The sequence below is a fragment of the Bremerella sp. TYQ1 genome, assembly GCF_020150455.1.
Classification (GTDB): Bacteria; Planctomycetota; Planctomycetia; order Pirellulales; family Pirellulaceae; genus Bremerella; species Bremerella volcania_A.
Window position 1 is genome coordinate 3119435 of record NZ_CP083740.1, and the last position, 26094, is coordinate 3145528.

Genomic DNA, 26094 nt, shown 5'->3' on the forward strand with positions numbered 1-26094 from the left:
CCTCTTCCCCCAAAGTGCCCGAAGTTACTACACTATGCGCGGAGACAGACTCTCTCAAATCTATTGTCCCTGCTCGATGAACTTAGGCCCGTGACCAAATCTGACCTCGACGATTTCCTGGATATCCTCAAACAGCTGGTTCGCCATCCGTCGGTAGTCGGATCGGAGCATGCGTTCTTCCGTTACCTCCAGCGGGAACTTGAGGAAACGCACGCCAAAGTAACGCTTTACGAAGGCTTGCTCGTGGCTAGCGGCACTCGTCCTGATCATATGCATATCTCGGCCCACGTTGACCGACATGGCCTGATTTGTACTGGGCCCAACGAATTTCAATACGCCGCGTTCGTTGCCAGAAACCGCGGTGACCTTTTAGGGGATTCGGTCTCGGAACAAACCTTTCAAACAATTGCCGAACGATTTCATGAACGGTTTGTTCAAGCCTACGTTCCGTGGAGCGGTACCTACTTGGGCAAAGGGACCATCAAAAGATCGTACCTCTGCGAACGCCGGGGAAACCTCGTGTTTGAAGTCGAAGGCCTCGATCACGTGTTGCCAGGCACCCCGGTCGCCTACCAAGATCGCCTGGCGGTGAGCTACGGACGCGTCTCCGCCCAACTCGACAACGTTCTGACAACGGCGATGTTGATTTATTTGTTTCGGCATGGGTTCCAAGGAACGGTATTGTTCACTGCCCAGGAAGAAGCAGGCCGAAGCTGGCGGTTCTTGTTGGAATGGTTCCGTCGCTGCGGGATTGAGACCCAAGACTTACTAGTGCTCGATACCAGTCCGTTTCCCGATATCGCTACGGCAGATGCTCAGCAGGTCGTATTACGAAAACGAGATGCGAATGCGATCTTCAATCCGAAGATGGTGCAACGCCTTGAAACGGCCTGTCAAAAGTACGGCATTCGCTATTTGTTCAAAGACGAGTACATCGCCAAGCAAAATGAGACACGCGTCGCCGAAGGCAAAACACCTTCGTCCTTGGGAAGTACCGAACTGGGCCGTGTTGTCTTAGCGTCCGAGGGTGCTATCCAAGGAGCAACCCTTCAGGTTCCCACCACTGGTTACCATACTCCAGAAGAGTCGGCGGCCCTTTCGTCGATCGAGGCCATGCTCGACGTTCTGTGCGAAGTGGCACTGGACGACTAAGTTTGCCCGAACAAAAGCCGCGTACGGATTTCCTTGAAGACGGCCGCGAATTCAGGGTCGGCATCTTCGAGAGCTTCCAGATATTGCGGCTGCGAAGCATCGGCAGCTGCTCGTTCCGCATCAGGAATTTCATTGAGGTACTCTAAGCAGATGGCTTTGCCGGCATAACCGAAGGCCTTTGCTTCGACGTAAATCGGCTCTTGCTCTGCCATGCGTTGGAAAACGTGAAGAGCATCGCGGTATCGGTCTTGGTTTAACAGCAAGACTGCTTCTTGCTTCATAGCCTTCAAGCCCCAGACACGATTCTCTTCGCTCGCTTCCAGCGGAAAGTTGCGATAAACGCTGGCAAAGAACTCTGGTCGCTGATCCTGCCCAAGATTTTTGTTCTTGAACATGGCGAAGTCGAACTGCTCGCGGGCTGTCGTTCCGAGCTTTGCCAGAAGCTGCTCTTGCTGCTCCGGAGGGACATCCAGCAGGTTGGGCTCTCTTGATGCAAGAGCCAACGTTCCCCCCACAATCATGCAAACCAATACTACACCGCCGATCGCGATCAAACGTTTTCCCCAGGATGGCTTGCGATAGACAGTCAACGCTGACGTTTTCATGACATTGGAAAGTTCTTCCAATCCACCGCTACGAATTTCGGAGAGAGAAGCCAGTTCGGCGATCGACCAGTCGGATGGATCGCTACCAAACGCGTCGGTCCCCATCGACTTCTGTACTTCGCGAAGTTCGCGAAGCAGCTCCGATGCGTTTTGAAACCGATCGTCTGGCTTCTTGGCGAGCATTTTGTGGATGACACGCGAAAGAGCCGGCGGTACACCGCCACGGACTTTTTCCAATCGCTCTGGCTCGGTGTTTAAATGCTTTACCGCCACCGTCAAGGGATTGTCTCCTTCAAATGGAGGACGTCCCGACAGAAGCTGATAACATGTCACGCCGAGCGAATAGATATCGCTACGCTGGTCCAGATTCTTTCCTTCCGCCTGCTCAGGGCTCATGTAAAGTGGCGTGCCCATGGTGATGCCGACCTGAGTCAGATTCATCCCATCAGCCCCCGGAGCAATCACTCGGGCCAAGCCGAAGTCGGCCACTTTTACTTCACCGGTGGCGGTGATCAGAATGTTCTCTGGCTTGATGTCGCGATGAACGATCCCCTGCTCGGCCGCTTTGTAAAGTGCGGCAGACACTTGGCGTAAGATCGCCCCGACCAGTTTTACTTCCAACGTCCCTTGCTTGCTGAGCAACTGCTTCAGGTTTTGCCCTGGAACGTATTCTTGAGCAATGAAGTGGATCCCGTCAGCGTTGCCCACTTCATAAATCTGAACGATGTTTGCATGCGTCAGCGCGGCAGCAGCTTGGGCTTCTCGGTGAAATCGTCGGACGTATGCGTCGTCTTTAGCCAGTTCCGGCAACAAAATTTTAACCGCGACGTTCCGCTTCAGACTTTGCTGTTCGGCCAGAAAGACCTCGGCCATCGCCCCCCGGCCCAAACGCCGCAAAATGCGATAGTCCCCCACCGTGCGACCAGCCAGGTCAAGCTCCGGCGCGGCGTCACCGCTATTTTTCTTCAGTTCCGTCATGGGTGTCTCAAATGGGGGCGTCACAGAGAACGTATCGAGAGCCGAAAACGTCCGGCCCACTCCCTAACTACTTACCGAGAGCCAAGATGGATTCACGGCAACAGCACGTTCAAGTATCGATGCCAAATCGGTTCTTGGCAACCGAAGTGTCACGGAGAATTCGAGAGTTTTGTCTCTCCGTCGGCAATTACGAAACGCGTTGAGGGCAACTAATTAGTCGCCCCCTACTCTCGTGGTGAAACGTAAGGATTCTCGCCGCCCTGGACAGATTTGGATTTCCGGCCATGATTCTGCCTGAATTCAAGCCGTCGGGCGTAAAGGGTACGAAAAGCCCATGTCCCGGCGCGGACGCTTAGAGCCGCGAGGATGCCTTCGACGAGCAAGATAATTGGCGAAGTCAGCAACACGAAGTTTCCATCGAATATCAAGTGCGGACTCAAAAACCATTCCGCTTCGGAGTAGATGCTTACCAAGAGCCTCGCGTAGTTCGAGTCAACGCGATACGCCAGAAATCCTGCGAGCACGACGTAATAAGCGAGCCCATTGAGCAATATCATCACCAAAGTCGTCAGCGTCAGTAGTTTCCAGAACTTCATGGATCGCCCAGGCCGGATAGGTCTCTTGATTTGCGTGCATAGACAGCTCGCGACTTCCTACGCGAAGTTCTACCGGAAAGGGGACAAAGAATTGTCGCTGAGATGGGTAAGCGACTTATACCTCTAGGTCTTCTAGCCCCGTCTTTTGTTTCGATGGTCGTGGCAATCGCTCGTCGAGCCAGGCTTCGTCGACAAAATCGCTAAGTAGCTTTCGCATGCAAGTCACCAGACCTTCGCGAACACCATCTCGAAACTCGGGATGCGAGCCAACAATTTCGACTTGGAAGAATCCGGTCCAACTCAGGCAAAGTCCCCATTCAAAGCGGACTGCCGAATCGTTGACACGAAACAGCACCTTGGCTGCCCAGAAACCACCGAAACTGTCCCGGAAATCAAGCCATGCTCGATCTTCGGGACGAAGATTTTCCGACCGGCCTGGCCAACCCAGCGAGACTAAGCCAATCCCGACGAGGCCCAAGCCGATCGCCAGAAGAGCTCCTTTGACCGTCACTTCCGCGGTGGCCCAAGGTAGATAATGGTACGTCATTAAAACTTGTGCTCCAGCCAGACATATCGCCGACACTGCGAAGCGGGTCGGACCGTTGTTGAGAAGTCCAGCGAGGATGAGCACTGCGAGAAACGTTCCCCAAATCCAACCAGGGTTCACATGCCCTGAACTTCCTGCAGACCAAACTTGGAACACGGGAACGCAAAGCACGAGCCAGAAGCTTGCGACTACCAACTGCCATAGCAGACTATTCGGCCGCTTGGAACCGACTTGCGACAGCTGCGGACAGAAGAGTGTCATCGTGGCCAGATAACGCAGCTGGTCATCAGGCAGCGAAATCTCGTACCAATGCAGCATGCCAATTGCGGCTTCGGTACCGCACAAAGCAATCCAAGCCACCATAGTCCACAACCAAGGGCCGACGAGGGTCGTTCCCTGGATTGCTTGTCGGCCCCGCCACAGAAGCACCACCCCTGCTAGTCCCAGCAGAGCGTTTACCGCAGCTGTAAGCCGGCCTGGGTCGAGTTCTAGCTGTGCCAAAAGAAACAACGCAGTCATCCAACGTGGAAGTCCAACAGAAGCGAATGGGTCTCTTTCTATTCTAACGAATCGACTATCGCTGGTGACCTGCAGAGGGGGAACCGTTCCGATAAGTCCGATTGTGCCGGATTGGTTCGGTTGTACGGCCAGGTAAGGGCCAGCAATGAGGCAAAATTTTTCGATGATGCGTTTGCACATCACGAATTGAGGGGCATGTTTCTTCAGTGCAACAACAACTCCCTCACCAAACTCCCCAAACTGTTAAGGAACTAAAAATGATTCGTCTTGCCATTGCTTCGTGCCTGGTTGTTTTGTCGGCTTCGGGAACCGCTTCGGCAGGTCTCTGGGATGCCATGACGGTCAACTACCCAACCGCCCATGCTCATGCGAGCAGCGAATACGTCGCCGCATGTGGTGCTGCTGGATGCAACAGCTGCGGTCATAGCGGTTACGTTTGTCAGCATCCTTCCGCTGGCTGCTGCGGCGATTTGTGGAGCAACTACTGTGCAGACCGTCACGTCGGCGGTTGCCGTCCCAAGCTGCACACCCGCTACCACTGGTTCGCAAAGCCTTCCTGCGGCTGCGAAGTTCAAACGGCGATGCCATGCTGCGGCGACTACCCCATGTGCGGATGTAATCACGGCCGCATGGTCAAAGGCTGTGGAAGTGCTTGCCCAAGCTGCCTCGGATTGCACCTGCGTGGCTTCCGACATGGACACTACGGTAATTGTGGCTGCGGAGCTCCAACTTGCAGCTCGTGCGGTGGTAACACCGAGATCATCAGCATCGAACAAGAAATGCAGCACAGCGTGCCGGAAGTCGCCCCTGCGATCGAACCGACTCCAGCTCCTGCGAAGCCAGAAGCTCAGGAAGCTCGCTTGCTTCCTTCGCTCCAAGCTTTGCTGCCGCTGAACTAAGCTCACCAAACCAACGCGACCGGCTCGACCAAGCTACCTGGGGAGTGTGGTTTGCAGCTGAGCCAAAGCGTCTTGCGGGCAGATCCTGGATGGGGATCTGCCCGCATATTTTTGCTAGCCGACACAAGCTGTTGTAGAGATGGTAAGTGCTAGCACGAAAATACCAGATTTTCAGTCGAGAACTGCCTAAGCCAGGGACGATAACTATTACTGATCGAACACCGGGAGGACGGGACACAGGATGTGGCCCCGTGAGATCAAAGGCCAAAGTAGACGATGGATCGACTACTTCTGGCCTTTTTTAATGCGCTTCGGTGCCCCTCTGCAAAATTCTCTTGCCACCCCCCACCAGGCTGCTAAAATCACCCGCAATTCTGGTGATGGAGCACCCCCAGTTTCTGCCACGACGGCGCTACTTGATGAAATGCATTGATGGGGGTTTTATCGATGAAGTTGAAGTCACTTACCTTCTTATCGCTGGGTCTACTGGCTCTGTTAGTGGCCGTACCTGCAATCTCGACACTTTCCGCTCAGGAAGCGGAAACCGCGCCCAAGTCGAAAACAATCCAGGAGCTGCGTGGTCGCTTACCGAACCACTGGGGCGACGTCGTTACCACGGATCAGCGTAAAAAGATCTACGAGATCCAGCATAGCTACGATGCCGAAATTAAGAAGTTAGAAGACCAGATCGCCAAGTTGGAAGCTGACATGGAACAGGAAGTCAAATCAGTCCTGACCGATGCTCAACTATCGCGAATCAAAGAACTGATCGCTGAAGAAGAACTTCGCCGCGAGAAAAACGAAGCCGCCAAGGCCGCCGCGAAGAAACTACTGTCGGAAAGCGAATCGTAATTGCCCGCTCTCCTTTGGGGATCTTTCGCCAGGGAGGGCGAGAGTTCTTCCTACGTCGGCAAGCGGTGCCGCTGAAAGAACTTCCAAATCTCGTCATTCGCATCGAGATTGTGCGTAGTCGCTCCCAAGAGTTCGAGGCGACTTTCCTTCCCCGGCCATGTATGTCCACCGCCGTGGATCTTCAGCAGAATCACTTCCGCAGAGTTTTCGTTTTTGGCCGCATAGCTGAATCGTTCAACCGATGTTCCATCGTCCACTGTGACAGGCAATTTCTCGATCGTCGGCGTTGTTTCGGCATGGTTTGCGGCAATCCAATTTTCCATTGCGTGATCGACGGGATGGAAGTTCAGCTTTGATTTGCTGCGAGATCCAACACCTCCTTCCCAGCGAACAAACTGATCATCGGTCCCGTGCATATGCAGCAGCGGAACCGGTCGACTTGGATTACATGTTTCGTTTCCCATCGTGCCGCCGACAGGAGCAATCGCGGCAAAACGGTCTGCTAGTTTGTCACCGATCAAGTAAGACATCATGCCCCCGTTGGACATCCCTGTAGCATAAACCCGCGTCCGATCGACATTCAGCCGCTGAGGAATATCGGCCAACAACTGCTCGACAAAGAAGATGTCGTTCACGTCTTCCCGTTGAGCATACCCACAGCACATCCCGGCGTTCCACGTCTTCATGGTGGGTAGGCGCCCGGTACCGTTCGGGAAGACGGTCACGAAGCCATCGGTGTCGGCATACTCATGCATCTCGCAGAATCGAACCATCGTCGGGGCATTCGACAAGCCACCATGAAAAACAAAAACGACCGGCCATCCCTCCGCAGGCTCTGCGGATTGTGTGGGAATGTAAACCCAGAATTCGCGTTCACGATCTTCCACGTCGATCGTTAATCGGTGGCGCCCCGGTGCAAGAGTCTTAAGTGGAGTCGTCGTCATGTCGCTATTCTGTCGTCGATCTAAGCGGGTTGTTTCTTGGCGTCGAGGATGGCCCGTTGAAGCTGCTGCATGGTGACGATACCGACCGGCACGCCATTTCGGCTAACCACCTTTGCCATCAGCTCACCGGTGCTATGCAGTTGGGTGATCGCCGAAATACAGCTGTCGCTGGCCTTCACTTCCGGCAATGGATGATAGTTTTCGATCTCTTCCCCATCGCCCATGCATAAGTCGCAGATGCGGACGTAGCCGATAGGAATGGTACGTTTGCCTTGCATTTCGACAATGGGAATCACCGACAATTGCCGACGCTTGGCAACGCGGATGATGTTGTTGACCTTCGAGCCGATCTTGGCCGTCCACACACGGGAAAGGGGCGTCGCTATGGAAGTCACCCGACGATTGGCTACTCCGAACACGCCCTGGGCGACACGCCGCTGAGCCTTGTTCAAAATGCCAAACTCGCCCCCTTCTTCCAGAAAGTCTTCCAATTCTGTACGAGCCAATGCCAAGCGAACCGTTTCTGGAGATTCACCGAGAAGCTGCTGCAATGCTCGCCCCAACACCCATAAGAGTGCCGAACAAGGAGCAAACAATACGGTGAAAAGAAAGAACAGCCAACTCGTACGACGCAGTAAAAAGTTAGGGGCACGATAAAAGAAATACTTTGGCAACAACTCGCCGTAAACAAACAGAAAGGGAGCCATCACCAGCGGCAACGCCATTTCGGCGGTCGAGTTTCCAGGGAATGTAGCCTGAGTGAAAAGAACGATCGAAAGCGAAACCATATAGTTCGCCAGGTTGTTTCCGATAAGCGTCGTCGCAACAAACAACGCCGGATGATTGGTCAGGAAAAGCAGGAAACGAGAAAGCCAGTCTCCCCCTAATCCATCCAGCACTAAACGCACTCGCGTGACGCGATAGAACCCAGTCTCGGATCCGCTGAAAAACGCGCTGAGAAAAACACCCAACACAAATAGAAATGCGATCGTGCCCATGGCGTCAGACTTCCTCCTGACGCAATGTCAATCGAACGAGGATATGCCCTTCGGAGTGTTGCTCGATCACCTCGAAGTGAAACGGCCCCCACTCGACGACATCTTCTACTTCGGGAATGCGTTCCAGTTCTTCCTGCAGAATGCCGTTGATCGTCGCGTGACGCGTTTCTGGTAATTCCAAATCAAAGTGCTTTGCCAACCGGCGGACACTCGTCATGCCAGAAACGTGATAGGTTCCATCTTCCCGCTCTTCAAACGTCTTGCGCTGCAAGATGCGTTCGCTACGACCATGCGAGTACGAGAAGATCGTTTCCATCATGTCACGGAGCGTAATGATGCCGATCGTCTCTCCTAGTTCGTTAACGACCGCGGCGACTTCGTTTTCTGTAGAAAGCATCTGCTGGAAAACATCAGACGCCTTCGCGCACCATGGAAAAACGAGCACTTCCTGAGCGACCGCTTCCAAGTTGTCCTGCGGAAGCTCAGTCGCATCGATCAAGTTGATGGCGCTAACAACATCGTCTTCCTGCTCGTCCGAAATCAACAGGTAACCACTCGGCGTCATCTCGCTATCGAGATCCTTCAGCGACACCGGCGGCTGAAACATTTTGAAACGCATGCGCGGTCGCATCATTTCCTGAGCAAGCGAATCAGAGAGCCCCACGATCCCGCGAAGGGCCATCTCTTCCTGCTCGAGAACCGTGCTGCTTTCCATCGACATCTGGATAGCGCGTTCCAAGTCCGAGACTTGCATGTACGGTTCTTCTTCAAACCGAGGCCAGATGAGTCGCTGAGAAAGCGTACTGACGGCACGCATCACCGGGCGAATTGGATCAACCATGCGAACTGCAAATGCAATCGGAACCGCCAACAACGCCGCCAATGCTGGAGCGCGCAGTACCGCCAGACTCTTCGGTAACATCTCGCTGAAGAAGATGATGATTAGCAGTGACAAGCTTGAAAAGACAGTCGCGTACGTCGCGCCAGCAAGATTTACAAGTCGCGAACCGACAACCGCCGCAACGGCAAAGTAGGCCACGTTGATCATCAAGTTCCAGAATAGGATCGCAGACAACAGCCGGTCAGGATCACCCAGAAGTGCCGCGGCAGCACGCTGAGACGTCGTCCCTTTTCGAAAGCGTTTGCGATCTTCCAGTTTCAAATAGAAGAATGCCGCTTCCGATGCGGAAAACATCCCTGAGCAGGCGACCAACAGCAGCATTGCCACCAACCACGGTGCAATGGCCACAATGACGTCCAACCTGCTACTCCTTTCCGCTTCGTTACTTGGGAATCAGCATGCCTGCCAAGAAGGCGTGCCTAGTCTTCGTCGTTGCCCGATCGGCGTCCAACTTCAATGTCAAAATCGCTAATGGCAGGAATCAACATGGCAATCGTAGTGAAACCATAGGCAATTGCGGTCGCCAAAGCCACTTCAAAACCTTTCCCCAGCAGAAAGCTGACGATCGCGAAAAACGAGATGCCAGGCAGCAAAAGGGTTGCCATCAAAATTGCGGGGGAAGGATTGCGATGACCGATCGCCACATACAAGCCAAGACCACCCCCAGCCACAAACCCCAGGAATGGGAACAGCTGGAAATGGAACGACTCGGTGAAACTGATCATCAGCAAGATACAAGTTATCACGCCGAGAAACAAAAAGAAGACCGTTCCCAAACTTACGCCAATGGCTGTGCGGCTGTTGGCATACGTCATTCCGCAGTGCAGTCCCAACATTGTCACGAAGAAATACATCACCGTGAGCCCGGCACTGACAAACAGGAAACTATCCATTTGCATCGCCCCGGCAATCCACAGATAAGCCGTTACCGCGAGCGGAGCGAGAATCATCTCCCTCGTCACCCACATCACGCCCCACAGTTTGCCGAACGTGAATTCCTTCGGCGTGAGATCGGTGACCAAGAGCAAATCGAGAGCCTGACCGTCTCGCTCGTTCGTGACCGAAGTCACTGCTAACGCATTCACGATCACGAGGCTGATCAAATATAGCGGAACAATTCCCCAGGCAATCGGCGGAATGGTCGTTCCCAACTGATCCCCTCGGTAAACGGCCGTCCCAGCGGCGACCATGCTATAAAGCATGTAAGTCGCGGCGACTGCCAAAGCGAGGTAGACAAACTTGATAATCAGAACTTTACGGCCATACGCCCAAGTCTGTGTTTCCCGCCATAAGATTGGGTTTTCCCAAACCTGGCGATGATCGATTTTAACCTCGGTCGTGCGAGCATCGACATGCCCGGCTCGACGCTGTTCGTTCGCGGAATTCGACGTGGCTGCTTCGTCCATCTTCGCCATGTCGTGTTCCGCACCCCAGATGCTTTCTTCCTGCTGCTGGGCTTCCATCTCTTTGCCACGCCGGGCCTCACGAGATGGATTCCAAACTCGCACCAAAGCAATCGCAATGCCGTTCATCAACACGATGCCGATCGTCATGATGATCACATGCAGGCCGATAATTCCGCCCACAGCCGAAAGATTCCCGGCCGAAGCTGGGAAAGGATTAGCGGCTTCCATAACGGCCCAAATCGGATTGATGGCCGTGCCCCAGTCGGCGGCGGAGATTCCGAGGAAGCGGTCGAACAGTACTCGCTGCGAAACCAACACGCTTGTGCCCAGCAAAACGGTGATCAGCATGGCCGTCAGGGCAAGCGTCTGGAACGTTTTCTCACGCCAAAGGGCCATCGTACTGCCGATACTGCCAGCCGCGAGTGCCGTGATCAGCGTCACTAACAAGACTCTCAGCACCTGAGCGGCAGAAACTCCACCGAAGAGAAACAAAGCACAAAAGACCGGTGCGGCGGCCATGATCAGTGCGAAAACGTTAATCAGACTGGCAAGCATCTTCCCCAGGACAAGCTCGGAGTTGTTAAGCCTGGTCATTAGGAGAAGGATGAGCGTTTTGCGGTCTTTTTCCTGGGCGACGGCACCGGCGGCGCTGAATGCGGCGAAAAAGATCACAAGGCAAAGCTGAATTGGAGCCAGAATGTGGAAAATGCTCGCCCCGAAGCGTGCCATATCTCCAACGCTGGCAATGACTTGCGTTCCTGCGAGCACCAGCCAGGCGGTGCACATCAACAGAAACAAAGCCGCCACGTAGACCGCGCGGTAGACGTAAAACTTGCTGCGACGCGGGGTTACGGCCGCTTCGCGGGTAAATACCGGACCGATAAACAAGTCCAGACTCCCAAACAGGTTACGTGAAATGAGGGAAACGAATCATTATAACACGCCCCAATAAAACGAAACCCTTCGCTCGATTGGCGAGTTCAATTTAAGCGAATCTTCGTAATCTGGGCGAACAGGCTAAACACCACTATGACAACTCTTCGCGCAAACTTCGAGCAAACTATTCGTACATTTTTGGCAATAATCGAAAGCCTTCATCACTCTTACTCTTTAGATGCCACATGGCGACCGTGGCGTTAGGGACATCAGCGCGTTGACTTCACCTGCACCTCACCGGCTTAACGAAGCCGAGATAGCCGATTTGCATGAACTCCATGCGGAAGAGCTGCGCAGGTTCCTGTGGGGGGTGCTCGGGGAAGCCAGCCTGGTCCAAGACGTCGTCCAGATTACCTTTCGGAAACTGGTCGAAGTCGGCCACGATACCCAAGCCGAGAGCCGCAAAGCCTGGCTCTTTCAAGTCGCCTACCGCGAGGCCCTCGCCCAACGCCGGCGAAGTGCCACGCAAAAGAAGGTGCTCGAAAACCTCCACCATGGTTCTCGGCACCAGGAAGATGCCGCCACGGTCGACCCGCTTGTCCAAGCGGAAACGGCCGAGTCGGTTCGCGAAGCAATCGAAGAGCTTCCGTCGGAACTTCAACAAGTCTTGCGGATGCGAATTTACGACGACAAAACATTCGCTGAAATCTCTGTCGAGCTCGACATTCCGCTCGGCACAGCCCTCGGACGAATGCGAAACGCGATGACCAAGCTGCGCGGAAAATTGGCTTGGACTCAGCGCGACTCATAACTACATAAAGTCGGACCAACATGACGCGTAACGAAACGCACAACGAACAACCCGCGGATGATGACCGCTTCTTCGAGGCCGTGCGGTATCTCCTCGACGAAATGACGATCGCCGAGGCCGAGCAATTCGAAGCCGACCTGGCCACCGATCAATCGCTCCGCGAACAGTTGGCAGAAGCCGTTCTGCTCACCGAAGCCACTTATCAAGCGCATGTGCCGCACACCGTTTCCAAGGAACCTGTCGAGGTCGCCTCAAAACTCGACACGGTTCCTGGAAACCGGTTTTCCTGGACCATGTTGGCCAGTCTCGCCGCGATGCTGGTCATTGCGTTGACCGTCGGAACGACGTTCTACCTCAACGACGGTGTCCAGCGGCAAATCGCTCAGCCAAATACTAACTCGGAAGAGATCCAGCTTGCCGTCGCTTGGGTCCAGCACATTGAAGAAGAGACCGAAGAGATGGACGTCCTCTGGGACGAGCTTCCCGAAGACGAGGACGAATCGCTCGATCAACTGTTGGCCGGATCGCCTGAAAATCCTCCTAGCTGGATGCTCAAAGCCTTGGCTGCCCAGCAGGAAGAAGAAGCGAACAATCCTGCTCTGTAAGCCCGTTTTCCTAGCGAGACTTCCAACCCCAGAAATTTCCTGATGCGTTTTCCCTTCACGACTCACCCGGTTTCTCTTCTCCTGATGCTCGCCGCGATCTTGTCGCTGGCCGAAGTCAGCACCGCTGTGAGTCAGGAACGAACCACTCCCGTGGCAGCCCGACCTGCCAGAGTCCCCGGTCGGCAAGTCGCCCAAGCCCCCGCATCCGAAGGTCGATTTTCGGTCGAAGAGCGTCGTCGTCGCGAACAAGCGGCGTTGGCATTCGCCAAGAAGCATCATCCGGAACTCGAGAAACTTTTGCGGCAACTGCGTGGTATGGATCAGAAAGAGTATGGCAAAGCGATTCGCGAACTATACCGCGTGAGCGAACGTCTAAGCCTCCTCGAAGAGAAAGCTCCTTTGTTCTACGAAGTTCAACTCGACCTCTGGAAAGCCAGCAGCAGCGCCACGCTGCTGGCAGCTCGCCTGCAACTGAACCCCGGCAACGAAGACCTCCGCCAGGAACTGCGTGCCGCACTCGACCACAAACTGGCGACACAAAAACGTGTCACCAAGGAAGAACTTGCCCGAGCCAGATCTCGCGTCGATCGCTTGGAACAAAACCTCAAGCGACTCGAGCAAGATGGTCCGCAAATGATCGATCGACAAATGCGGCAACTGGCTCCACGCAAGCGAAACGACTAGCGAACTGACTGAAAACCGAAACATCACCATCCTCTTCCAGCACCTCGCGAAGGATAGCATTTCCATGAACGCCACTTTCGCACGCCACTTGTTGGTGTTTGCCACACTCGGCCTGATCGCGCTTCCGCTGCACGCGGAAAAGCTGGGCGACTCCACGCAGCGTGGCAAGATCCAGCCCACCATCATCGATCGCTTCACGCCAGAAGACGTTTCGGAAACGCCTGACTTCCAGAAGCACGTTTCTCCGTTGATGGGGCGGCTTGGCTGCAACGGACGTAGCTGCCATGGATCGTTCCAAGGTCGCGGTGGCTTTATGCTGTCGCTGTTCGGATATGACTTCAAAGCAGATCATGCTGCGATCACCGAAGGCGACGATCCGCGCGTCGATGTCGATTCGCCTGACGAAAGCATGCTGATCTACAAACCGACCGACGAAGACATGCACGAAGGGGGCAAGCGATACGATCTCGATAGCTGGGAACATCGCGTGCTGCACAACTGGATCAAAGCTGGGGCCCAATTCGATTCGTCCGACGTCGCCGTGCTGGAACGTCTGGAAGTAACTCCAGAAGAAATCGTCTTCAATGCGCATGCCCAAAGCGAACCGCTGCGTGTTGTCGCCCACTGGGCCGATGGCACGAAAGAAGATGTCACGCCCCTCTGTCGGTTCACCACCAACGACGATCAAGTGGCCGACATCAACGGCGAAGGAATCGTTACCAGCGGCGAGCCTGGTGACACGCACGTTGTTGTAGCGTACGACAAAGCAGTCGTCGCCATTCCGGTGATTCGCCCTGTCAGCCAGCTGATCGGCAAGAATTATCCCGACGTACCCACGCCGACAAAGATCGACGCGTTAGTCGTCCAGAAACTGAAAAAGCTTGGTATCGTTCCCTCGGAGCTTGCCGCCGACGAGCAGTTCCTGCGTCGCGTGAGCCTCGACATCGCTGGCACATTGCCGACGCCGAAAGAAATTCGCGAGTTTGTCGCCGATACCGATCCGAACAAGCGGGAAAAGAAGATCGACCAACTGCTGGCCACGCCAGCCTACGTTGCCAAGATGACGACACTGCTGTGCGACATCACCGGCAACAACGATCAACAATTGGTCAATGTCTCGCCGATGCGTGTCGGTCCGGCCCAGGAATGGTACGACTGGATTTATGACCGTGTCGAAAAGAATACTCCTTACGACGAAATCGCGTCCGGGATTATCCTCGCACGCAGCCGCTTGGAAGGGGAAAGCTATCGCGAATACTGCGAAGAAATGAGCGACATGTATCGCGATGGGGGCAGCTTCGCCGATCGAGAATACATGACGCACTATTGGGCTCGCCGAGAATTCCGCCAACCGGAAGAACGCGCCATTGCGTTTGCCTATGCGTTCATGGGCGTCCGTATTCAATGTGCCCAGTGCCATAAGCATCCGTTCGATGTTTGGTCGAAGAATGACTTCGACGAGTTCAAGACGTTCTTCACAGGGGCTCGCTTTGCCAATCAACCACCTCGGTTCGATCGCGAAGGCTTCGCCCAGTACGAAGAAATCTTAGACGCGCTCGAAATCGACAAAGATCTGCGCGGTAATCAACAGCGTCGCGAGTTCGCCAAGGAACTTCGCAACGGCAAGACGGTTCCGTTCCCGGAACTGGTCGTTTCACCGGTGCAGAATGTGACGCGTAACGCCAAGAACAAAAAGAAACGTCCAGGCCTTGCCTCGCGTGCCTCTGAGGCCCGCGTGCTCGGCGAAGAAGCGATCGACCTTCGTGATTACGAAGACGTTCGTCAGCCGGTCATGGAATGGCTGCGTGGCGAAGAGAACCCTTACTTCGCACGTGCCATCGTGAACCGTATCTGGGCGACTTACTTCAGCGTCGGTATCGTGCATCCGACCGACGACTTGAGCTTGGGTAACCCACCGAGCAACGAACCGCTGCTTGATTACCTGGCCAAAGGTTTTGTAGAGCATAACTACGACTTGAAGTGGGTCCATCGTGAAATCGCGATGAGCCGCACCTATCAGCTTTCGTGGGAACCGAACGAAACCAATCGGCTCGACACCCGAAACTTCAGCCGCTCGGTCCCTCGGCGTCTGCCTGCCGAAGTTGCTTACGACATCATTCAGCAAGCGACTTCCGGAGACGAGTCGATGGATACCTACCTGACGAAGATCGAGGATCGTGCGATTGCGATTCCAGGCACACGGATCCAAGGCAGTGCTTCCTATCCGCTTCAGATTTTCGGCCGCAGCGAACGAGCGAGTAACTGCGATTGCGATCGAAGCATGGAAGCGACGTTGCTTCAAACGGTGTTCCTGCAAAACGACTTCAGTTTGCATGCGTCGATGGCGGATCGCGATAGCTGGATCGGTCAGGTCAATCAATCGATGAGCCCAAAGATCGACAAGCAAGCGACCGAAACGGGACGACTGCAAGCTCAGATCAAACGCTTGTACGAGCAGATGGGCAACGGCCGTGCGGCTGCGGAACGCTTAGCCAAAAACGGCAACAAACAGCGTGCCGCCGAGATTCGTCAGAAGCTGGCCGCCGGCAAGAAACGCCTCGACTATCTTCGCAAGCAGCTGGACAAAGCCAAGCAGCAGGAAGAAGAAGCCAAAGCTCAGCCGATCGTGTTCGATTCGCCAGCCGACATGGTGACCGAAGCTTACATGCGAACGCTTAGCCGACAGCCAAGCGAAAAGGAAATGACCATTTCCCTAACGCACTTAAAGCAAGCCGAAGAGCCCGTCGAAGGTCTGCATGATCTGATGTGGGCATTGCTCAACACGAAAGAGTTCATCGTCAATCATTAGGATTCCTCTCTTTTGGAGAGCGGAATCGTGTTCAGTTTGCAGGCCAAGAAAACGCCTGAACGTGGAACCCTCAAAACAACAAACTACTTCTTAGGATCCTTCGAATGCCTACCAATCGAACATGTGACGGGGTACGCCGCCGCGACTTCCTGAAAGTCGGCGTCATGGGCGGCGTTGGTTTGAACCTGGCGACGTATCTTTCCATGGCCGAAGCGGGCCAGGTTTCCGGCGGCGGTCAAGCGAAAGCAGGGATCTTCGTGAACCTGAACGGCGGTCCGACGCATGTCGATACGTTCGACCCAAAGCCCAACGCTCCCAGCGAGTACCGTGGCGAATTCAAAGCCATCAAAACGAACGTGCCAGGTTTGGAGCTGAGCGAACACCTGCCGAAGCTCGCCCAGCAAGCCGACAAGTACGTTGTCATGCGAGGTGTTTCGCACACGCTTGCAGCTCACCAGCTGGGAACCGAATACGTCAATACCGGAACGCGACCGATCGCATCGCTGCAGTACCCTGCGTACGGTTCGATCGTTAGCAAGGAACTGGAAACGCCGGAAGATCTGCCGCCGTTCGTCGCCATTCCACGCAGCTCGCAGTCGGCCGGTTATTTAGGTGTGAAATACGCTCCGTTGGCGACCAATAGTACGCCCCGAGCTGGTCAGGCTTATTCGGTGCGCGGGATAAGCCTGGCCGGCGGGCTAACCATCGACACCGTCGAGCGCCGCCACAAGCTGCTGGCTCAGCTGGACCAGACGTTCGCCGGGTTCGAATCGGACGACCAGCTGCTGGACGGCTTGGATCGCTTCAGCCACCAGGCCCACGCGATCATCACCTCGAAGCGAGCTCGAGACGCGTTTGATGTCTCGAAAGAGAACCCTTCGTTCTCGAAAGCCTTCGAGCAAGACGAGTTCAGCATGAGCTGCTTGCTGGCCATCCGCTTGATCGAAAGTGGCGTCCGTTTCGTTACCATCACTAACGGTGGATGGGACACGCATCAGGACAATTTTGCTCGCTTGAAAGATAACTTGCTGCCAAAGCTGGACAACGGTCTCGCGGCGCTATTCAATGGCCTGCATAGCAAGGGCCTGCTCGATTCGACCGGCGTGTTCGTCACCGGCGAATTCGGTCGTACACCGAAGATCAACGGTCGCGGCGGTCGAGACCACTACCCTCGCTGCATGACCATGCTGATGGCTGGCGGCGGCGTTCGCGGTGGTCAAGTTATCGGCGAAAGCGATGAGAAGGCGACGCAGCCGAAAGATGGTGTCGGGTTCAAGCCTGACGATGCCGCGGCTTCGTTCTTCTATAACCTCGGTATCGATCACACCAAGGAATATCACACCAACACCGGTCGCCCGATCACCATCGTGCGAGACGGTCAGGTCATCCGCCAACTCTTCTCGTAAGAGGAGTCGAGGCATTTTGCGATTCACACTTCGTGACTTTTCCCCCTACTCTTTCGGAGTCCCTGTAGTTATGTCTCGTTGTCACACCCTGTTGATGTTCGCCCTCGTGGCGGTTCTGTCGGTTGGTACCGCTTTGGGTGCGGATGAAGCCAAGCCGAAGAAGAAGCAGCAAGCCAAGGGTCCGCAGCGCGGAGTCTTCGCCCAAGTGATGAAGCTCGACCTGACCGCCGAGCAAAAAGAAAAGGTCGCCGCCATCCAGAAAGAATTCGGTCCTAAGCTGCAAGAGCTGACCAAAGCGGTCGGTTTGACCAAAGAAGACCGCGAAGCACGCATGGCCGCCATGAAAGAAGCCAAAGAAAAAGGCCTCAAAGGCAAAGAAATGCGTGAGTTCGTCGAAACCAAAGCTCCTCTGACCGACGAACAGAAAGAAGCTCAGAAGGAAGTTGCCGCTCTGAATGGCAAGATCCGCGAAAAGCTGGCTGGTGTTCTGACCGAAGAGCAAAAAGAAAAGCTCGGCCTCAATAAGAAGAAGCCCGGCGCGAATAAGAAAAAGAAGAAGGCCGAATAGTTTTCGCCCGCAAAACAGCTCGTCCGAGGCGGCCAAGTGTCGCTGTCGGTCGAATCCCACGAGAAGCGGACCGGACATGTTTCGGTCCGCTTTTTCGTTTCTTGCTCGTAAAATTTCCCTATAACCCGCAAAATCGACCGGAAACCGAGCTTGTCCCAGGTGCCCCCCGTTGGCGATGATTTCCTTCGACGCGTAACCTAAACTACTGTATGAATTTCCTTCGCCATTTACTCAGCCATCTCCCCATGCCTAAACCGTGGAAAAACCAGGGTCTCGGATTGATCGTGCTGCTCGTCCTGTTGGGACTGGCCATGATCTACGTGCCTGGCTGGATTGCCGGCATCATTCGCGAAGGAAACGATCTCGGCACGGTCGGCAAATGGATCTACTTCTCGATCGTCGGACTCGGCGCTGCCATCTTGCTGAGTCTTGCCGGCTGGGGCATCTGGACATTGGTGATTGCCAAAGTCCGTAAAGATCGCCGCAAAGAAATGCGGAATCGAAACCCACGAGAGCTTTCCGTCGATCAGCGTCGTGCCGAGCTGCAAGAAAACCTCGAAAGCATCTCCGATCTTCGCGACGAGATGTCCGATGGCGACTTCCGGGAAGCGGTCGACCCGATGATCGATCGAATCGAAGCGAAGCTCGAAGGTGGCAACCTCGAGATCATCGCCTTCGGTACGATCAGCAGCGGCAAGTCATCACTGCTCAACGCGCTTGCTGGTCGCGATGCATTCAGCACCGACATCGTCGGCGGGACAACCGTTCGCCGCAATCAAGTCGAGTGGCCAGGGAACAACAAAGTCCAACTGATCGATACGCCAGGGCTCGGAGAAGTCGACGGCAGCGTTCACCAAGAGATCGCGACCCATTCGGCTCACGACGCCGACGTCGTGCTGCTAGTCGTCGATGGTCCGCTCCGGCACAGCGAATTCCAGCTGCTGGAACTGCTGGCCAAGATGGACAAACGCGTTCTGCTTTGCCTGAACAAAGAAGATTGGTTCACCGATACCGACAAAGCGAAACTGCTTCAGCAGATCACTCAGCAAACCAAAGAAATCGTTCAAGCGGAAGACATCCTCTCCGTCCGCAGCCGAGCTACAAAGCGAAAACGGATTCGCGTTTTGCCGGATGGGCAAGAGATTGAAGAGGAAGTCGACGTACCGCTCAGCATCGAGCCACTCGCTCGGCGAATGATGCAGGTCATCAAAAAGGATGGCACCGATCTATTGCTGGCCAACTTGTTGACGCAATCGCGAGGACTCGTCGAGAAGGCTCGCAAAGAAGTCGAAGATTCGATCGATCGCCAGGCGAATCAACTGGTCACGCGATACATGTGGGCGTCTGGCGGCGCTGGCGCTCTGACCAATCCGCTTCCTGTACCGATGGTGGAACTTGCCGCAGGCGTCGCGATCTCGACCAAAATGGTGATGGATCTGGCGAAGATCTATCGGCAAGATGTCGATCTTGATGTGGCGGTCAGTTTGCTCGGGCAACTTAGCAAGCAGTTCATAGGCTACCTCGGTGTGCAGATGGCAGCCCCTGTTGTCGCAATGGCAATTGGTTCGATGATCAAGACAGTTCCCGGAATCGGTACCGTCTCTGGCATGCTACTTAACGGCATCGTCATGGCGTTGGTCACTCGATGGATTGGGAATATTTTCATGGTGTACTTTAAAAACGACATGCAGGAACCCGAAGGCGGTCTGGCCGGTTTGGCTCGGCGAGAATGGGAAAAAGTGACCGACGGCGAATACCTGCGAAAACTGGTTCAGGAAGCCCGACAGCGTTATGTCGACCGAAAGTAACGATAACCCAACCTCCGACGTGCCTCCTTCGGCCGCTGCCGCGAATGATTCCGGCGTCGCCACCGCGGCACCTGCCAGCGAGTCGATCTCAGCCGACGATCGCCGCTACCTCGACGCGCTGCAATCGGTTCGCCATACACTCGATCGATTTCGCGGCTGCAGTGAAAAAGAAAAGGAATTGCTCCGGCGCGATTTAAGCCAGCTTCAAACGATGGAAACGAAGCTGACCAGCGGCCGCGTCGAGATTGTTGTCTTCGGTGAAATCAGCACCGGCAAGTCTGCCCTCATCAATGCGTTGGTGGGCAAAGCGGTCACCCAGGTCGATATCCAAGGGGGCTGGACCAAAGAGATTTGGCACGTCGCTTGGGAAGGTGCCGGGTACCGAATTCCAGGACTGGCCGACAGCGAAGTCGTGCTGATTGATACGCCGGGGATCAACGAAGTGGGCGGTGCCGATCGGGGAGAGATGGCCCAAGATACGGCGCGACAGGCAGACGTTATATTGTTCGTGATTGACTCCGACATGAACGAGACCGAATACTCGGCACTCATGTCGCTGGCCAACGTCAACAAGCCGATCATCGTCGTGCTGAATAAGATCGATCTTTATTCGCCGCGCGAACGAGAGCGATTGGAAGAGATTCTGAACGAACGTCTCGCCGGAATTATTCCGCCGGAGAGCATTGTCGAGACCTCCGCGCAGCCGAAAGAAGTGGAATACATCATTCAACAGGCCGACGGCAGCGAACGGAGCGAATGGCGCATGCCGCCTCCGAAAGTGGAAGACTTAAAGCTGCGACTGTTGGAAGTGCTGGAAGAAGATGGTCTTGGACTGTTGGCATTGAACGCGGCCATGTACGCCGCCGACAAGTCAGACCGCGTAGCTTCGTTGAAAGTGAAAATTCGCGAGCATCGCGCCAATCAAACGATCTGGAGTTTCGCGGTGGTGAAAGCGACGGCGGTCGCTGTGAACCCTGCCCCTTTCTTTGATGTGCTCGGGGGAAGTGCCGTCGACGTGGCCATGCTTCGGGCGTTGGCCCACATTTATGGCATCGACATGACCTGGTCGAATGTCGAGAAACTAGCGACGAGCATCCTGCAAGCCGCCGGATGGACCATCACCGCCGAACTGGGCACGCACGCTTTAAGCTCGGTGGTCAAAACACTGACCCTCGGCTGGGGCACCGTACTCACCGCGTTACCTCAAGGGGGCGCGGCTGGCTATGGCTCGTACATCGTTGGCAAAGCCGCCAAGTATTACTTCGAGCATGGCGCCAGCTGGGGCGACGAAGGCCCCAAAACGGTCGTCAAACGAATCTTAGAAGAGACCGACAAAAAGTCGGTGGTGCAAGATCTCAAAGAAGAGATCCAAAAGAAGCTACACCTGAACCGCCACTCGGGTGGAAGTACCAACAAGTAGTCTCGCTGGTGGCTTTCTAGCAGACGATCACATGGACGTGCCTGGAAAAATTCTGGTGAGATGTACGTCTAATTGGTAGACTTCTTGGAAGTGACACCGCCTACCTGTCAGTCTCCTCCACTTGCCCTCTTCTCATCTCACGAGGCCCTACCATGCATAGCGTGCGATTGCTTGCGCTGTTGTCGGTCTTCTTTGCTTCGGTTGCTCAAGCGGAGTGGACCTATTCCCAAATGGTCACGCAAGAAAATGGCCAACCGGTTTACCACGGAAAACCTATCGACGACGACCTACGAAATCGATGGCCGGCCGAGTTGGAAGCGGAATTCCAAGCTCGAGCACGGACGATCTTGCGTGCTCAAGTCGCAGACGGTTTACCCCGCGGGAATACGTTTTTCGAGAACGAAAAAAGAACGTACGGGTATCTTATGGCTCATGCGTTGGCGGGCGACTCGGAAGCGGCGATAGCCAAGCTACAAGAGCGAGATCATCAGCATGAACAGTGGCATCGCGAGACCGACGGGATTGATTACTATGCCTGCTTTACGTTGAAGCATCAAATGCGAAAGTATTTTTACTTTGGTGATCTGCTTGCCCCTGAATACAAAAAACTGATGTTTTCAGGCGCACAAAAGTGGACGGCCAAAGATCCGATGCGGAGGCCTCATTACGCCTTCGAGAAAGGCAAACAAGGCTGGGGTCCTGATGCGCGCAACAGCTGGGTCGATATTCGTAGTACCGAAAACTTATACCTGATGCGCGTGACGAGCGTGTACCTGATGGCAGAGGAAACCGGTAATCAAACAACGACCGCCAAGTACAAACAAGAGATCCTTGACTACACCGCGACGCTATATCGTGTTGGCATCGGCGAGTGGGATTCAGAGAATTACCATGGCCACTCGATTGCTCCGCTGCTGAACTTATACGACTTTGCTCAAGACCGCGAAGTGAAAAAAGCCGCCAAGGCATGTCTCGACTTTTATGCCGCTGCCGGAGCGGTAAAGTATTGGCGAGGTGGATTCAACGGCCCGACGAAACGTGATTACAACCATGCCCAGCCGTTTGGTGGCAGTGCGGCGAATTCGCTGTGGGTTTGGTTTGGCGATCACCCCAGCGGCAAGCAGGATCACTGGGAATCGGACGAAGTACACCAAATCACCAGCCAGTATCGTCCACCGTTAGCCGTCGTTCACTTGGCACGAAAGCAGTTCGACAAACCGGTCGAGGTTTTCGCAGCGAAACCACCCTACTCAGCAACAACGAGCCACCAATTTGATGCGAAGCCGGAATATTCGGAAACGCAGTACTTAGCCCATAGCTTTCAAATGGGATCGCTCACCGGTGTTACTTCCGTCGATGGTGGCGATGTGAACGGGTTCAAGATTTTGGCTTGGGATCAGAAAGAGGGTGCCGTCGCATTGCATGCCAGCCCAACGGATAATCCGCTGATGGTCGGTTCTCCGATGTATCAGACTGGCGTCGTCGCAGCCCCCAATCGAGTTGCCCAGCAAAAGAACATCGCTTTGTGGCTGACCGAAAACGGCAAATCCCCTTGGATCTGGGTAGTACCCAATTCGGTTCAGGTCCATCGTGACGGCGAGCGAACCATTTTAGAATGCGATAAGACCTGGGTGAGTATTCGTCCCCTGGGCTGCACACCACTGGAAATCGACACTCAGCTTACCGATGTGTTGAAGGGCTCTAAGAAATCGCGGTTCCCCAACCATCAAGTGCTAAGCTGCCGCGGCACATCAGACAAGTTTTGTGGCATAGCCGTAGAAGTTGGTGAAAAGCAGTCGCACGGCTCGTTCGATCAATTTCGCCAAGCGGCAAAAGCAGCCGAGGTCGACACGAGCGAATTGGATCGAGGAGTCGCTCGGTACAAATCAACCGAGGGAACGTGGCTCGGTATCCACTGGAACGACGATCCGTTGGACCTCGGGGTTTGGCGAAACGGTAGCCGCCGCGATTTGTCGTCGCTGCCGTTGTACGAAAGCCCTATCATCGAGTCTCCGTGGGGCGAAGGAACATTGGCGGTACACTGCGGAGGTGCAACATTCCGTTGCTCGGTCAGTGAAACAGGGGCCGTTACGTTCGAGCAGTAAGCATTGCTATTTCTGTGGGTGGTGTTGCTCGACTTCTTCGATGCCTCGTTCGATCATTTGCTGGAGGATGTCGAGATCAACGTCGGCGAGGCGTTTGATGTAGAGGCAGCCTTTGCCGGTCTTGTGCTTTCCTAACTTGGATAACAGATCGGCCATTTGTTGGATATCACACGACAGGTACAAACTGATCTGGGCTTTGCGTGGGGCGAAGCCGACGATCATGATGTCGCCTTCATGCCCGGATGCATACTTGTAATGGTACGAGCCGAAACCGACGATGCTGGGGCCCCACATCACGGCTCGTTCTCCGGTGGCGGCTCGCATCATTTTGGCGAGCTGTTTACAGTCCTTCTTTTGCTGTGGATCTTCGAGCGCGTCGATGTATTTCGCGGCGCTGACGTTGGTCGGTTTTGTTTTGTTTTCCGCCATGATAAGTTGACGTCCCATTCGGTATGAAAAGCTGGTCCCATGCAGCTTTCAGAATACCACGGTTCGATTTCGCCCGGCAAATTACTCACCCCAGAAAGTTGGCCATGCCGTACCGCTACGAAGAACTTGCCAAGATGATCGATCATGCATTGCTGCACCCCACGCTGACGGATGCCGACTTGGAAGCTGGCTGTCACTCGGCGGCGAAGTATGGCGTCGCTTCGGTCTGCGTGAAGCCTTACTTCGTCAAGCGCGCGGCAGAGCTGCTGACCGACTCCGGCGTGCTGGTCGGAACGGTGATTGGCTTTCCACACGGCAGCAACTTGACCGAAGTAAAACGACTGGAAACCGAGTTAGCTTGCAGGGATGGCGCGGCGGAAGTCGACATGGTCATCAATATTGGCAAAGCGATCAGTGGCGACTGGGATTACGTGCAAGCCGATATCCAAACGGTTGCCGACGAAGCACATCGTCACGGAGCGAAATTAAAGGTGATCCTGGAGAACGACTTGTTAAGTGGCGGCGGATCAGGGCTCGATGCCGACTCCTTAAAACAAAAGCTCTGCCAGATTTGCGAAGCCGCCGGGGCTGATTGGGTAAAGACGTCGACCGGGTTTGGCTTCGTCAAGCAAGCCGGTGGTGGCTACAACTACCAAGGGGCAACCGAACATGACTTGCAACTGATGAAAGCGGCCGTTTCCAACGGCGTGCAAGTGAAAGCATCTGGCGGAGTTCGTGACTTGGCCGGACTGATCCGCGTGCGAGAGCTGGGTGCGACACGCTGCGGCACGAGCGCCACCGCTCAGATCTTGGATGCGTACGACGCTTACGCCAAGAGCGAGAACGATTCGCCAAGTGAGGGAAAACTGGGCAGCGGCGGCTACTAAAATTCGCCTGACAGCCAGGGATTGCGATAGAATAGTTAACTGATCGATTCCTGCCTGAGATCTCTTGATTTATGCTTCGCACCTTCTCTCTATTGATCGTCCTGCTTCTGTGCCTGCCGGCCGAAAGGGCACTCGCGCAGTCGACTTATTACAGTGATGTGCCGCTGGGGATTGATTGGATCATTGTGCCGGACGACAACCCAGTGACGGCCGCCAAAGTGTCGCTCGGTAAACAGCTGTTCTTCGACCCGCGACTTTCCGGCAATGCAACAGTCAGTTGTGCAAGCTGTCACGATCCGAACAAAGGCTGGGCGGACGATCGGCGGTTTTCGCCAGGGGCCCATAACGAACTGACGACGCGAAACGTGCCTACCATTGTGAACGTGGGACTGCATCGTACGTTCTTTTGGGATGGTCGTGCTTCTTCTCTGGAAGAGCAAGCCCTTGCTCCGCTGACCAATCCGCTGGAGATGGACAACGATCTGACGCAGCTTGAAAATCGCTTACGCGGGATCAAGGGTTATCGAAGCCAATTCGAGGCGATCTTTCCAGATGGAGTAACGGCATCCAACGTGGCCAAAGCACTTGCGACGTTCCAGCGAACGCTTGTTGCCGGAGAAACGACCTACGACCGTTTTCGAGGAGGACATGCCAACGCTTTGGAAGGCGAGATCGGCCAAGGCAGCGGGATCTTCTTTGGGAAAGCACACTGCGGCAATTGTCACATCGCGAAGGTCTATACCGACCATCAGTTTCACAACATCGGCACGGGGCTCGATGGCCTCCGCCAAGAGCCAGGACTGTCAGCGATCACCGGTCGTCAGGAAGACGTGGGCAAGTTCCGCACGCCGCTGCTCAGAGACTTGGCGCGAACGGCTCCTTATTTTCACGACGGCAGCAAAGCAACGCTGGAAGAAGTGGTCGACTTCTATAACGAAGGAGGCGGCAAGAATCCTCGACTCGATCCGCACATCGTTCCGCTTAATTTAACGCCGGGCGAGAAGAAAGCACTCGTCACGTTCTTACGCGAAGGGCTTCGCAGCAACGTTTATCCGCAGATCGAAAAGCCGAATTTGCCACGATAAGCTACGTGTCGGTTTCGAGACACTCAAGCTCGGTGTAAAACATCGCAGCTGGATCGATTCGATTGGCTTCCAGAAATGCCTCGCGTTGTTGTACGACATCTGTCTTTGCGAGTGCCGGCAAAACGATCCCCCATACGCCGGTAATGACAAGCATGACCAGCGTCAGAGCGAACCAACCTTTGGATGTTGCAGCATTCGGCATAA

The 26094-nt window shown here is 54.8% G+C and carries 23 protein-coding genes; 14 read left to right on the top strand and 9 right to left on the bottom strand.

Annotated features, from left to right (window positions below):
- The first annotated feature begins 90 nt into the window (after nucleotides 1–90).
- Complete coding sequence (locus LA756_RS12425; protein WP_224440193.1) at nucleotides 91–1152, top strand: peptidase M42; 1062 nt, start codon at nucleotides 91–93, stop codon at nucleotides 1150–1152.
- Here the strand turns inward: LA756_RS12425 and LA756_RS12430 are convergent.
- The 3 genes from LA756_RS12430 to LA756_RS12440 all read right to left on the bottom strand — a co-directional run bounded on the left by LA756_RS12430 (nucleotide 1149) and on the right by LA756_RS12440 (nucleotide 4397).
- Nucleotides 1149–2735, bottom strand: a complete 1587-nt coding sequence (locus LA756_RS12430; RefSeq protein WP_224440194.1) for a serine/threonine-protein kinase — start codon at nucleotides 2733–2735, stop codon at nucleotides 1149–1151. The two genes, LA756_RS12425 and LA756_RS12430, sit on opposite strands and share 4 nt — an antisense overlap.
- Before the next feature lie 224 nt (nucleotides 2736–2959).
- A complete protein-coding gene (locus tag LA756_RS12435; RefSeq protein WP_224440195.1) occupies nucleotides 2960–3331 on the bottom strand; it encodes a hypothetical protein in 372 nt (123 codons plus the stop codon).
- A gap of 115 nt (nucleotides 3332–3446) precedes the next feature.
- Entirely contained in the window at nucleotides 3447–4397 is a 951-nt protein-coding gene (locus LA756_RS12440) for a hypothetical protein (RefSeq protein ID WP_224440196.1), read from the bottom strand.
- Nucleotides 4398–4654: 257 nt separating this feature from the next.
- Between LA756_RS12440 and LA756_RS12445 the strand changes: the two genes are divergently transcribed.
- A complete protein-coding gene (locus LA756_RS12445) occupies nucleotides 4655–5296 on the top strand; it encodes a hypothetical protein (RefSeq protein WP_224440197.1) in 642 nt (213 codons plus the stop codon).
- Between the two features lie 447 nt (nucleotides 5297–5743).
- Nucleotides 5744–6148 (top strand): hypothetical protein, encoded by a 405-nt coding sequence (locus LA756_RS12450; protein WP_224440198.1) that lies wholly within the window; start codon nucleotides 5744–5746, stop codon nucleotides 6146–6148.
- A 50-nt stretch (nucleotides 6149–6198) separates the two neighbouring features.
- On the opposite strand, the gene LA756_RS12455 is transcribed toward LA756_RS12450, so the two are convergent.
- Genes LA756_RS12455 through LA756_RS12470 form a run of 4 tightly spaced genes read right to left on the bottom strand, consistent with a single transcriptional unit; the run spans nucleotide 6199 to nucleotide 11285 of the window.
- Nucleotides 6199–7092, bottom strand: coding sequence for a PHB depolymerase family esterase (locus LA756_RS12455; protein WP_224440199.1), 894 nt, complete (start codon nucleotides 7090–7092; stop codon nucleotides 6199–6201).
- A 20-nt stretch (nucleotides 7093–7112) separates the two neighbouring features.
- Nucleotides 7113–8090 (bottom strand): CNNM domain-containing protein, encoded by a 978-nt coding sequence (locus LA756_RS12460; RefSeq protein WP_224440200.1) that lies wholly within the window; start codon nucleotides 8088–8090, stop codon nucleotides 7113–7115.
- A gap of 4 nt (nucleotides 8091–8094) precedes the next feature.
- Nucleotides 8095–9351, bottom strand: a complete 1257-nt coding sequence (locus tag LA756_RS12465; RefSeq protein WP_224440201.1) for a CNNM domain-containing protein — start codon at nucleotides 9349–9351, stop codon at nucleotides 8095–8097.
- A gap of 59 nt (nucleotides 9352–9410) precedes the next feature.
- Nucleotides 9411–11285, bottom strand: coding sequence for an ABC transporter permease (locus LA756_RS12470; RefSeq protein ID WP_224440202.1), 1875 nt, complete (start codon nucleotides 11283–11285; stop codon nucleotides 9411–9413).
- A 265-nt stretch (nucleotides 11286–11550) separates the two neighbouring features.
- On the opposite strand from LA756_RS12470, the gene LA756_RS12475 reads away from it, so the two are divergent.
- From LA756_RS12475 to LA756_RS12515, 9 genes are all read left to right on the top strand, one after another.
- Entirely contained in the window at nucleotides 11551–12084 is a 534-nt protein-coding gene (locus tag LA756_RS12475) for an RNA polymerase sigma factor (protein ID WP_224440203.1), read from the top strand.
- A 20-nt stretch (nucleotides 12085–12104) separates the two neighbouring features.
- A complete protein-coding gene (locus LA756_RS12480) occupies nucleotides 12105–12689 on the top strand; it encodes a hypothetical protein (RefSeq protein ID WP_224440204.1) in 585 nt (194 codons plus the stop codon).
- 42 nt (nucleotides 12690–12731) lie between these two features.
- Entirely contained in the window at nucleotides 12732–13373 is a 642-nt protein-coding gene (locus LA756_RS12485; protein WP_224440205.1) for a hypothetical protein, read from the top strand.
- A gap of 64 nt (nucleotides 13374–13437) precedes the next feature.
- Nucleotides 13438–16182, top strand: a complete 2745-nt coding sequence (locus LA756_RS12490) for a DUF1549 and DUF1553 domain-containing protein (RefSeq protein WP_224440206.1) — start codon at nucleotides 13438–13440, stop codon at nucleotides 16180–16182.
- Nucleotides 16183–16286: 104 nt separating this feature from the next.
- A complete protein-coding gene (locus LA756_RS12495) occupies nucleotides 16287–17588 on the top strand; it encodes a DUF1501 domain-containing protein (protein ID WP_224440207.1) in 1302 nt (433 codons plus the stop codon).
- A 70-nt stretch (nucleotides 17589–17658) separates the two neighbouring features.
- Nucleotides 17659–18156: a hypothetical protein gene (locus tag LA756_RS12500; RefSeq protein ID WP_224440208.1), complete on the top strand. Its 498-nt coding sequence runs from the start codon at nucleotides 17659–17661 to the stop codon at nucleotides 18154–18156.
- A gap of 245 nt (nucleotides 18157–18401) precedes the next feature.
- Entirely contained in the window at nucleotides 18402–19964 is a 1563-nt protein-coding gene (locus LA756_RS12505; protein ID WP_224440209.1) for a YcjF family protein, read from the top strand.
- On the top strand, nucleotides 19948–21384 hold the full coding sequence (locus LA756_RS12510) for a YcjF family protein (RefSeq protein WP_224440210.1): 1437 nt from the start codon (nucleotides 19948–19950) through the stop codon (nucleotides 21382–21384). Before LA756_RS12505 ends, LA756_RS12510 begins: the two co-directional genes overlap by 17 nt.
- Before the next feature lie 152 nt (nucleotides 21385–21536).
- Entirely contained in the window at nucleotides 21537–23489 is a 1953-nt protein-coding gene (locus LA756_RS12515; RefSeq protein ID WP_224440211.1) for a hypothetical protein, read from the top strand.
- Between the two features lie 6 nt (nucleotides 23490–23495).
- Here the strand turns inward: LA756_RS12515 and LA756_RS12520 are convergent, their stop codons facing one another.
- On the bottom strand, nucleotides 23496–23918 hold the full coding sequence (locus LA756_RS12520) for a DUF1801 domain-containing protein (RefSeq protein WP_224440212.1): 423 nt from the start codon (nucleotides 23916–23918) through the stop codon (nucleotides 23496–23498).
- Nucleotides 23919–24022: 104 nt separating this feature from the next.
- On the opposite strand from LA756_RS12520, the gene deoC reads away from it, so the two are divergent.
- Both deoC and LA756_RS12530 read left to right on the top strand, forming a co-directional pair.
- Nucleotides 24023–24805, top strand: coding sequence for a deoxyribose-phosphate aldolase (deoC, locus tag LA756_RS12525; RefSeq protein ID WP_224440213.1), 783 nt, complete (start codon nucleotides 24023–24025; stop codon nucleotides 24803–24805).
- A gap of 71 nt (nucleotides 24806–24876) precedes the next feature.
- Nucleotides 24877–25890 carry a cytochrome-c peroxidase gene (locus LA756_RS12530; protein WP_224440214.1) on the top strand — a complete coding sequence of 338 codons (1014 nt, stop codon included), beginning with the start codon at nucleotides 24877–24879 and terminating at the stop codon, nucleotides 25888–25890.
- A 1-nt stretch (nucleotide 25891) separates the two neighbouring features.
- On the opposite strand, the gene LA756_RS12535 is transcribed toward LA756_RS12530, so the two are convergent.
- Nucleotides 25892–26092, bottom strand: a complete 201-nt coding sequence (locus LA756_RS12535) for a hypothetical protein (protein ID WP_224440215.1) — start codon at nucleotides 26090–26092, stop codon at nucleotides 25892–25894.
- Between the last annotated feature and the right edge of the window lie 2 nt (nucleotides 26093–26094).